Here is a 9,103-nt window from a genome sequence, read left to right as displayed (position 1 = left end):
ACGATCCGCGCATCGATCGCATTGCGCTGCCCGGCCAACTCCGCCAACTCCTCGAACAACACCTCAAGACGCTCATTGGGGCGCACCTCAGCGGCCAAAGAGGTTGCGGTCGAAGCCATGACGCCATCATCGCATCCAGGTACGACAAATCTCGGCCGCGCTTGTCCTAGCGTTGCGGTGGGTCGGTAGCCGTCAGCGAGATCGGCACCCAGTGAGTGCCCGGTCCCTCGCCGGGACAGCCGGCGCCGTCGACGACGAGCCTGCGTTCTCCATAGAAGCTGCCGTCGGGATTCGGGATCCAGTAGTCCGAACGCCGGGATGGCACACCACTGTTGGGGTCGGTGCGTTGACAGAGGTAGGGCTGCTCACCGCTCGTCTCCCACCGGCCGTTGTCCCACGTGTACTCGAACTCCAGAGGCGCACCGGGGTTGCGTTTCTGATCATCCCTGTTGTCCATGCGCGCGACGCACCCGTTCACGTCACAGTGCGTAGTGAATTGCACGGGAAAGGTTTTCGACTCCATCGGAGTCGGCAGACCGTTGAACGTCTGCTTCGCGAAGTCGACGAACACGTTGTAGTACCCGTACAGCGTCGGTGGTTCAGCGCGATCCGCCTGAGCGACCGGCGGCGCCTGCAGCCAAGGCCCCGACAAGGGCCAGTTTCGTCATGGTGTCTGGGTAGCACACCGAGTGGGCTAGCGGACCATCTTGTCGATTCGCCGCAGGGCGATCGCCAACACGGGCAGATAGGCCGGCGCCCACAGCGGCGCGGACATGCTGGCGCGGCAGCCATTGCCGTCGGGTTGGACGGCGTGCGCGGTGGCGGGCACCCCGGCCACCGACCACGCCCAGCTGCGGCCGTCCTCGAACTCGGTGATGGTGAACGGCAGCGCGACGCCGACGGGGGTGCGCACGCGCCCGGTCGCCCCGAGCGTCAGCACGCCGCCGTCGACCTCGCCTTTAGAGACCGTCGGCCCCCATTTCGGCCATGCGTCGGTGTCGACGAGCACCTTCCACACGGCGTCGGCGGGTGCGTCGATGTGTCTACTGACGGAAAGCATGATGGTGGCATACCCACTACACGGGCGTCGCCTACTCGTCGTCCTCCGGCCAGAGGATGAACTCGTCGAATGCGCGTAGTGCGGGCTGGGGACCGACCTCGTCGAGGGCGGCGCGAATTTTGTACAGATGCGCGACGGTCATCTCCAGAGGTGGCTCATCCGGCTGGTAGGTGGTCCGGACCGGATAGTCGACGCCCGGTTGGCGGGTCATCTCGATGTGACACCCGATCACGTGTGTCACCGGATGCGCCTCGGAGAATTCGACCAGCCGATCGATGCTGTGTGAGTAGGCGGCCCAATCGACGATGTAGAGCCGGCCGCGGTAGACCGTGTCCCCGGTCAGCAGGATTCCCGTCCACGGATCGTAGAAAGTCACCGCGGCAGCGTGGTGGCCCGGCGTCGGGAAGGCCTGCAGAACCCGGCCACCCAGATCGATGGGTCTGATTTCGCCTGCCTCGCCTGAAAAGCCGAAGAATCTCCACGCGGCATCTTTGTCGGCCTCGACCAGGACGGTGTCGGCGCGGTCGGCGAATTGTTCGTCCCCTGCGACGTGGTCGCCGTGTGCATGCGTGTGAAGGACCAACAGCCCGTAGCCGTTGCGGGGATTACGACCGAGCCAGGACTCGACGAGTCCGTCGACGACCCGGCGGAGCGGAAAGAAGTCGGGTGATGCGGTAGCCCCGGTGTCGAGCAGCACTGCGCGCTCCTGCCCGAACAGCAGAAATAGAAACGGCGCCTCGTAGTCGATCGCCTTGTTCTGCCGGAGTATGGCGGTGTGCTGGTCGTACCAGTAGGTCTGCAGGTCGGGATCGGTGTTGTGTTTCGAGGATGGCGAGCCGTGAATCCATTGCACATCAAGCGGTTTGGCGACCGGCGTGGAGCTCATCAGCATCCCAACAATGCCGGTGCGCTAGGTATTCCGCCCGCCGTTCACCCCGAGGATCTGTCCCGTGATGTAGCCGGCCTCCTCCGAGACCAGGAATGCACACGCCGCGGCGATGTCTTCCGGCCTTCCCATCCGGCGTACCGGCGTCATCGCGATCGTCCTCTCCACGTTGGTGTAGCCGCGCTCCTCGGCGCTGCGCAGCATCGGGGTGTCTATGAAACCCGGCGGCACGGCGTTGACGGTGACGCCGGTCGGGCCGTACTCGAGCGCCAGTGACTTGGTCAGTCCGTTGACGGCCGACTTGGCGGCGACGTAGTGCGCCATGCCCGCGACACCGGAGTGCGTGCTCGACGAGCTGATGTTCACGATTCGTCCCCAGCCTGCGTCGACCATGTCGGGCAGCGCCGCCTGACAGCAATGAAACACGCCGTTGAGATTGACGTTGATCACCCGCTGCCAGTTCTCGAAGGAGATCTCGGAGAAGCGCGAAAAGCCGTCCAGTCCAGCGGCATTCACCAGTATGGAAACCGGTCCGAGCTGGCCGCGGATCTCGTCGAGCGCGGCGTCGACCTGTCCGCGGTCGGTGACGTCGGCGGCGTAGGCGAAGTCGGCGTCCGAGCGCTGAAGGTCGATGGTGGCGACGTGATGACCGTCGGCTTCGAGTCGTTGTGCGATGGCGCGGCCGATGCCCGAGGCTCCGCCGGTGACGACAGCTGTCTTCATGAGGGGTGTCCTTTCCTGCGCAGCCCGAGGGTGCGCCGTCCTGTGTCCACGAGATGCCGCAGTAGGTCGTCGTCGCCGACGGCGATCCACGTCGGTCCGACCGCACTTGAAATTCCGGCAAGGACGACGGTGGCCTTGATCAAGCCGCCCGCGTCCCGCACGTCACCGGCGAGCAGTGCCAGTTGTCGATTGATCAGCTCCGACCAGTGCGGTTGATCACGCAGCAGGGTCGTCACACTCGGGTCGCACGCCAGCACCGAGACGAGGGCACGGTTGGCCACCGCCAACTCGGCGTAGCCGAGCAGCATGTGGTCGGCACGGGCAGCAGCGCTTCGCTGCGACTCCGCAGCGGTGATGATGGCGCTCAGCTGTTCGAAGATCGGTTCGACGACGGCGGCGAGCAGCTCCTCGCGGGTGCGGAAGTGGTAGTAGATCGCGGCCTTGGTGAAGCCCATCTCGTCGGCGATCATCTGCAGTGAGGTGCCCGCGAAGCTGTGCCGCGTGAACAGGTCGACCGCCACCTCAACGAGGCGCTGCCTGGTGTCGGCAGCGCTTGTCGTCGGAGCCGCGAGTGTCGCCATACTTTACGATCGTACAGGACGGTACTTGCCGATCGTAAAGTGGCTTGGAAAGTCCACTCCTGGGTATAGAAGCCGCGTGCTTGCCAAACCGATACCTGATGACCTGCGCAGGCTAGCCGCTGCTCACGGGGTCGCAACCAGTTACCGCAACGAGCGCCGCGAGCCGGTGCAGGTCGACGCCGACGTGGTTATCCGGGTGCTCGGACTGCTCGATGTCGAGGCGGGCACCGACGCGGACCGCACCGCCGAGTTGGCCAAGTTGGCCGAGCGCGACCGCGTGGGAGTTATCGCGCCGACCATCGCCATTCGGCTGAACGGGAGCCCCCGGCCGCTGCCGGGGGCCGCCTCGCTGGTGAGCGAGGACGGCAGCCAGATACCGGTGCGCGATGAGCTGCCAGGAGATCTTTCGCCGGGCTGGTACCGGCTGCACACGCGGGACGGGCAGGAGGCGACCGTCGTTGCGGCGCCGCCCCAGGTTCCGCCTTCTCCAGCCACATGGGGCTGGATGCTGCAGCTGTACGCGCTTCGCTCGGCCCGCTCATGGGGCATCGGCGATCTCGGCGACCTCCGCGAATTCGTGAACTGGACGGCCAAGGAGCACGGCGCCGGAGCCGTACTGCTGAACCCGCTGCACGCGCCTGGCCCCACCCATCCGGTACAACCGTCGCCCTACACACCGTCCAGTCGGCGTTTCGCCAACCCGCTGGCCATACGCATCGAGGACCTCGACGCCTACCGCCGGGCCGACCCCGTTACCCGTGCTGAGGTGGACGCGCTTCGGGTGTCCCCGACGACGCCGCGGATCGACCACGACCTCGTGTGGGCCGCCAAACGTGATGCGCTGGAACTGCTTTGGCGCGCCGAGGGTCGGCCCGATCCGTTCGACAACCCGTCGGTGTCGGAGGGCCTGGCTGACTGGGCGGCGTACTGTGCGCTGGCCGAAAGGCACGGCGGCCGATGGTCGCGCTGGCCCGAACCGCTGCGCGACGTCGCAGGCCCCGCCGTGGCATCCGCACGCCGGGAGTTGGCGCCGCGGTTGGCATTTCACGCCTGGGTGCAGCAGCGATGCGCCGAGCAACTCACGGGCGTTCGGGCGGCCGCGCACGAGGCGGGGATGTCGCTCGGCATACTGCACGACCTCGCGGTAGGCGTCGACGCGGACGGTGCCGACGCGTGGGCGCTGGCCGACGTGCTCGCATCCGGCGTCAGTGTCGGCGCGCCGCCGGACAACTTCACCCCGCGCGGCCAGGACTGGGGGCTTCCGCCGTGGCGTCCCGACCGGCTGGCAGCCACCGGGTACGCCGCCCTGCGCGACATGCTGCGGGCGGTACTCGCGCACGCCGACGGCCTGCGCATCGACCATGTCGCGGGCCTGTGGCGGCTGTGGTGGATACCGCCGGGCGACAGCCCGGATCGAGGCACGTACGTGCATTACGACGCCGACACCATGCTCGCGGTGCTGGCACTGGAAGCGCATCGGGCCTCGGCAACTGTGGTCGGTGAGGATCTCGGCACCGTCGAACCGGAAGTCACCGAGGCGCTGGCGGGTAACGAGATGCTCGGGTGCGCGGTAGCCTGGTTCACCCGCGACGAGTCCGCACCCGGCGAACCGCTTCTGCCGCCTGCCGATTGGCCGTCGCGGGCGGCCGCCAGCCTGTCGACGCACGACCTGCCGACCGCTGCGGGCTTCCTGCGCGGTGAACACGTGCGGGCGCGAGCCGATCTCGGTCTACTCGACGACGTCCCGGCCGAGCAGGCCACCGCCGAGAGGGAACGCGTGGAGTGGCTGACGCTGTTGCGGTCCGAGGGGCTGCTTCCCGACGCGAAAGACGGTGCCTCCGAACCGGACGAAGTGGCGATCATCGCCGCGATGCACCGATTGCTGGCGTCGACGCCGAGCCGGCTCAAGCTGATCTCGCCCTACGACGTAATCGCCGAGACCCGACAGCCGAATCTGCCTGGGACGGTTGACGAGTATCCGAACTGGCGACTGCCGTTGCCGATGACTTTGGAGCAGCTGAAGGACGACCCCAGGGTCGCCGACATCACCGCGGCGTTCCGGGCGGCTACTTGATCAAGGCCACTGCGAAGCCGTCCCAATCCTTCGTCCCGACCGTCTGAATCGCCGCCGCGTCCAGATGCGGGCTGGAGCCCATCATGTCGAGCATGTCGCGGATGGCCTTGGCCTGGTGATCGTCGGCGGCAGGGTTCAGCACCCGGCCCATCCGAGAGATGTTGTCCACGACGATGACCGACCCCGGCCTACCCAGCTTGACGGCCCACTCGACGTAGCCGACGTTGTTCTCCTTGTCGGCGTCGATGAAGAACATGTCGAAGGCCTCTCCGCGTTCCGCCAGTCGCGGCAGTGCGTCCATAGCAGTGCCGACGATGATCTCGATACGGTCGGCGAGGCCTGCCCGCTCGAAGTTCTTCGCCGCCACTTCCGCATGCCTCGGGTTGAACTCGAGCGTCACGACGCGGCCGTCGGGCCCGACGCCGCGGGCGAGGTTGATCGTGCTGTAGCCGGCCAGCGTGCCGATCTCCAGCACCCGCTTCGCGCCGGCCATCCTCGCGAGCAGCGACAGCAGCCGTCCGTGCTGCGCCGACACCTCGATGGCCGGCATGTCCGCGGCCGCAGCGGATTCGCGTGCGGCGCGCAGGGCGTCGTCCTCGGTGTGCAACACGCGGTTGAACACCTCGTCAAGGGATTTCGGGTCCGGCTCCGTCACGCGCCCGACGTTACCGCTAGCGAACGCCCTCCTTGGCGTAGACGACCCGCAGCACGTGGGCGACCTCAGGACCCATTACCGCTTCGGCGAGTTCGCAGAACGTCGCGACGAACTCCGGCCCGTGCGGCGGGTCGGCGTCACACAGGTGGTGGGCGACCTCGTGCAGCACGACGAGTTCGCGAAGTGCCCAGCTTGTCCGTCGCTCGGGCACCGCGATTGTGGCCCCCTCGTCGTCACGTACGTAGTGCGCGGCGGTGAGGCCGCGCCGCGGTCGCACTGTCAGCGGTGCGGCGCCGGGCCACCGCTCGCGGACAGACCGGAGCGCGAGCACGTCGTCGACGTAGCGCTGCACGGTTTCGACTGAGGAGAACCGGGCTTCTGGCGGCAACGTGAGGTTGGTGCCGAAGAATTCGACCGCGCGGTTGCCGCGCTCACCGGCGCGGTCGAACAACGTCCGGACGAACTCTTCGGCGGCGTAGACCTTGGCGCGCTGGGTGTCGCGGGCGGTCACCGGTTGAGCGCGGAGCGTGCGCCGCTGATCTCTTGGCTGGCGCCGAGCTTCGCACGCCGGCCCGCGCGGTCACCGGCCCGTCGCGCCGACGATGAGTAGCCTGCCGTTGCACTGCTGGCCCGCCACGTGCCCCGCGCCTGCGACGACTCGCGGTAGAAGTCCTTGAGCTCGAGATCCTTGTCCCGCAACGCGATCGCGGTGCCGGGACGGCGCTTTCGATCCCGTGTCGCCTCCCGCAGTGCCTGCTCGCGAGCCTCGGCCAGCCGCTTCCCGATGCGGGCGCCGAACGCCAGCTGAAAGTTGATGCGCGCGGTGATGGTGGGCGTCGGCTTGTGTTTGCCGGAGCCGATGTAGGCCTCCGAGGCCCGCACCATCTGCATCACCAGGCTGGCGTAGAGCGCGTGGCTGGCGTCGATGTCCTCGGCGAACCCGTAGGCGTAGACGAACGTGGAGTTGGATGCGATGTCGCACTTGACGTCGTTCGCGTTGGCGATGAGCACGAACAGCTGGACGTAGGTGCGTAGCCCACGCGCGCCTGCATTGCCGATGGTGATCGTGCGCTGCACCGGCGTCTGGGCTTTCGTGCGTTGGTCGGCATGCGAGCGCGCAACGGCGAGGTCGATCGACGTCGCGGTGGCCAACCGCTGCGCGGCAGCCATGAAGGCCTCCGCTTCGTGCGTGTTATCGGTGCCCTCGGCCTGGCGCAGCAGCGCGGCGATGCGGGCCAGCATCTTGTCGTCAGTCATCGCCCAACAGACTAAAACTACTTGGCGACAAACCCGTCGAGCGCGGTCACCAGCTGTGGAGAAATGGGAGCGTCCTTCGCGAGGTTGGCAATGCTGTCGGTCGGGTCGTCGCGAAGCACGTGGTTGACGCCCTTGAGCCGGACGACGGTCAGCGCGGTGTGCTTGAGCGCGTCGACGAGCGGCGCCATGGTGTTGCACAACGCCTGCCGGTCGGTGTCCGAGCACGTCAGCAGCACCGGCGTGGCCGCGGGGATCTTGGCGGCCAACGCCACCGGGTCGATCTTGTCGGCTTCCTCGATCGCCTTCGCATTGCCGGGGTTGAGGATGGCGCCCAGCCCTTCTGGGAGGTTGGCGGGCACGGTGCCCTTGGTGCGGACCTCGTCGACGGCGGCCAGCCAGGTGTTCAGCGTCTCCGGGCTCGCGTCGGAGCGCACCCGGTTGGTGATGATGTCGAGATACCGGCCCGACAGGGGTTGCAGCAGACCCAACGAGTGGATCTTCGGCGCATCCGGCGAGGTGTCCGACGCCAATGACATCGCATGCACGGTGCCCTCCCCCAGCGCGTACACCGAGAGCCGCGCCTTGTCGGTGCTCGGCTGCTCGGCGAGGAACCGGGCCGCGGCCTTCGCGCCGCTGGTGTAGACGGCGCTTCCGACGTCGGTGGGCCGCTGCTGATACGGCCCGAGGCCGGTCTTGCCGGTGCCAACCTTGTCGTAGCGCAGGCTCGCTTCGCCGCGGTCGGACAGCAATTCGGCAAGCTGGCGCATATTACCGATCTTGCCGACGACGATGTTGTCACCGTTGCGGTCGGTGTTGCCGCTCTCCGAGATCAACAGCGACGCCGGGCCGGGCGCCGCGTCCTTCAGGTGGCGGTAGGTGCCGTGGATGGTGAGGCCGTCGGCCTCGAAGCTGACCTCGTCTTCGACCCACTGCTGTTTCTTCTCATCCGACGAGCACCCGGCCGCTAGCAGCACCGTCAGGGAAAGCATCAAAGCCACAAGGGCTTTCACAGCCTCGCCTCGATCCACGATGCGACGTCGTCGAGCACCGCGTCGCGCTCGGGTTCGTTGAACACCTCGTGGTAGAGCTCGGGGTAGACCGTGAGGTGTTTGTCCTGCGACGCGACGCACTCCATCAGGTGTCTGCTGCCCTGCACGGGAATCAGCTTGTCCTGCTCGCCGTGCACGACCAGAAGCGGCGCGGTCAGCGCGGGGGCTCGCTGCGGCATGGTTTCGCCGACGCCGATGAGCGCCCGAGCGATGCCGGCGGGCAGCTTGCCGTGGTGCACCATCGGATCGGCGTTGTAGGCGGCCACCACGTCGGGGTCGCGGGAGACCGCGTCGGTGGGCAGCTGTTCGACGGGCAGGCCGGGCACGATCTGGCCGAGCGCTTTAGCGACGAACGCCATCACCGGCGACACTCCGTCCTGAGCGTCCACCGCGGGACCGGACAGCACCATCGCGGCGTAGTCGTCGGGGTGCTCGACCCCGTAGGCGAACACGACACCGCCACCCATGCTGTGGCCCAATACGACGACCTTCAGCTCCGGATATTCGGCGGCCGCGATGCCGACGAGGGTGTGGAAGTCGTCGGTGTATTCGGAGATGTTGCGCAGGTAGACGCGTTTGCCGCCGGAGCGGCCGTGTCCGCGCAGGTCCAGCGCGTAGACGGCGAGGCCGGACTCGCCGAAGCGTTGGGCGACGTGGTCGTAACGGCGGGCGTGCTCGGCGTAGCCGTGACACAGCACGACCACACCGCGAGGGTCTTCGTCGTCCGGTTCCCACACGTCGTAGACGATGCGGACGCCGCCGACGCCCTCGAAGGACCGTTCGTGTCGGCTACTGGCCATCAGCGCAGACTAGCTAAC

Annotated in this window: 11 protein-coding genes; 1 reads left to right on the top strand and 10 read right to left on the bottom strand. The window is 67.4% G+C overall.

From position 1 onward, the window contains the following. Positions 1–166: 166 nt before the first annotated feature. The 5 genes from QOJ24_RS08665 to QOJ24_RS08645 are packed head-to-tail and all read right to left on the bottom strand — an operon-like array spanning position 167 to position 3,250. Complete coding sequence (locus QOJ24_RS08665; RefSeq protein WP_526260577.1) at positions 167–652, bottom strand: MBOE_33420 family protein; 486 nt, start codon at positions 650–652, stop codon at positions 167–169. 42 nt (positions 653–694) lie between these two features. Continuing rightward, positions 695–1,060 carry an SRPBCC family protein gene (locus QOJ24_RS08660; protein WP_526260576.1) on the bottom strand — a complete coding sequence of 122 codons (366 nt, stop codon included), beginning with the start codon at positions 1,058–1,060 and terminating at the stop codon, positions 695–697. 31 nt (positions 1,061–1,091) lie between these two features. Then, positions 1,092–1,946, bottom strand: a complete 855-nt coding sequence (locus QOJ24_RS08655; protein ID WP_526260575.1) for an MBL fold metallo-hydrolase — start codon at positions 1,944–1,946, stop codon at positions 1,092–1,094. Positions 1,947–1,970: 24 nt separating this feature from the next. Beyond that, complete coding sequence (locus QOJ24_RS08650) at positions 1,971–2,669, bottom strand: SDR family NAD(P)-dependent oxidoreductase (protein WP_526260574.1); 699 nt, start codon at positions 2,667–2,669, stop codon at positions 1,971–1,973. Then, the gene (locus QOJ24_RS08645) at positions 2,666–3,250 is read right to left on the bottom strand and encodes a TetR/AcrR family transcriptional regulator (RefSeq protein WP_526260573.1); all 585 of its coding nucleotides are present in this window, start codon (positions 3,248–3,250) and stop codon (positions 2,666–2,668) included. The genes QOJ24_RS08650 and QOJ24_RS08645 overlap by 4 nt, the downstream gene beginning before the upstream one ends. A gap of 76 nt (positions 3,251–3,326) precedes the next feature. Between QOJ24_RS08645 and malQ the strand changes: the two genes are divergently transcribed. Continuing rightward, positions 3,327–5,324: a 4-alpha-glucanotransferase gene (gene malQ / locus QOJ24_RS08640; RefSeq protein WP_526260572.1), complete on the top strand. Its 1,998-nt coding sequence runs from the start codon at positions 3,327–3,329 to the stop codon at positions 5,322–5,324. Here malQ and QOJ24_RS08635 read toward each other — a convergent pair. From QOJ24_RS08635 to QOJ24_RS08615, 5 genes are read right to left on the bottom strand one after another with little or no spacing between them, the layout of a single operon-like run. Beyond that, positions 5,317–5,979 carry an O-methyltransferase gene (locus QOJ24_RS08635; protein ID WP_526260571.1) on the bottom strand — a complete coding sequence of 221 codons (663 nt, stop codon included), beginning with the start codon at positions 5,977–5,979 and terminating at the stop codon, positions 5,317–5,319. The two genes, malQ and QOJ24_RS08635, sit on opposite strands and share 8 nt — an antisense overlap. 16 nt (positions 5,980–5,995) lie before the next feature. After that, complete coding sequence (locus QOJ24_RS08630) at positions 5,996–6,490, bottom strand: TIGR04338 family metallohydrolase (protein ID WP_526260570.1); 495 nt, start codon at positions 6,488–6,490, stop codon at positions 5,996–5,998. Then, positions 6,487–7,236, bottom strand: a complete 750-nt coding sequence (locus QOJ24_RS08625; protein WP_526260569.1) for a DUF2786 domain-containing protein — start codon at positions 7,234–7,236, stop codon at positions 6,487–6,489. The genes QOJ24_RS08630 and QOJ24_RS08625 overlap by 4 nt, the downstream gene beginning before the upstream one ends. 17 nt (positions 7,237–7,253) lie before the next feature. Next, positions 7,254–8,246 carry an alpha/beta hydrolase gene (locus QOJ24_RS08620; RefSeq protein WP_526260568.1) on the bottom strand — a complete coding sequence of 331 codons (993 nt, stop codon included), beginning with the start codon at positions 8,244–8,246 and terminating at the stop codon, positions 7,254–7,256. Further along, positions 8,243–9,085: an alpha/beta hydrolase gene (locus tag QOJ24_RS08615; RefSeq protein ID WP_526260567.1), complete on the bottom strand. Its 843-nt coding sequence runs from the start codon at positions 9,083–9,085 to the stop codon at positions 8,243–8,245. The genes QOJ24_RS08620 and QOJ24_RS08615 overlap by 4 nt, the downstream gene beginning before the upstream one ends. Positions 9,086–9,103: the final 18 nt, after the last annotated feature.

The organism is Mycobacterium sp., assembly GCF_032159775.1.
Classification (GTDB): domain Bacteria; phylum Actinomycetota; class Actinomycetes; order Mycobacteriales; family Mycobacteriaceae; genus Mycobacterium.
The sequence above is the reverse complement of the archived record's forward strand: the minus strand, read 5'-3'. Positions and strand labels throughout refer to the sequence as shown.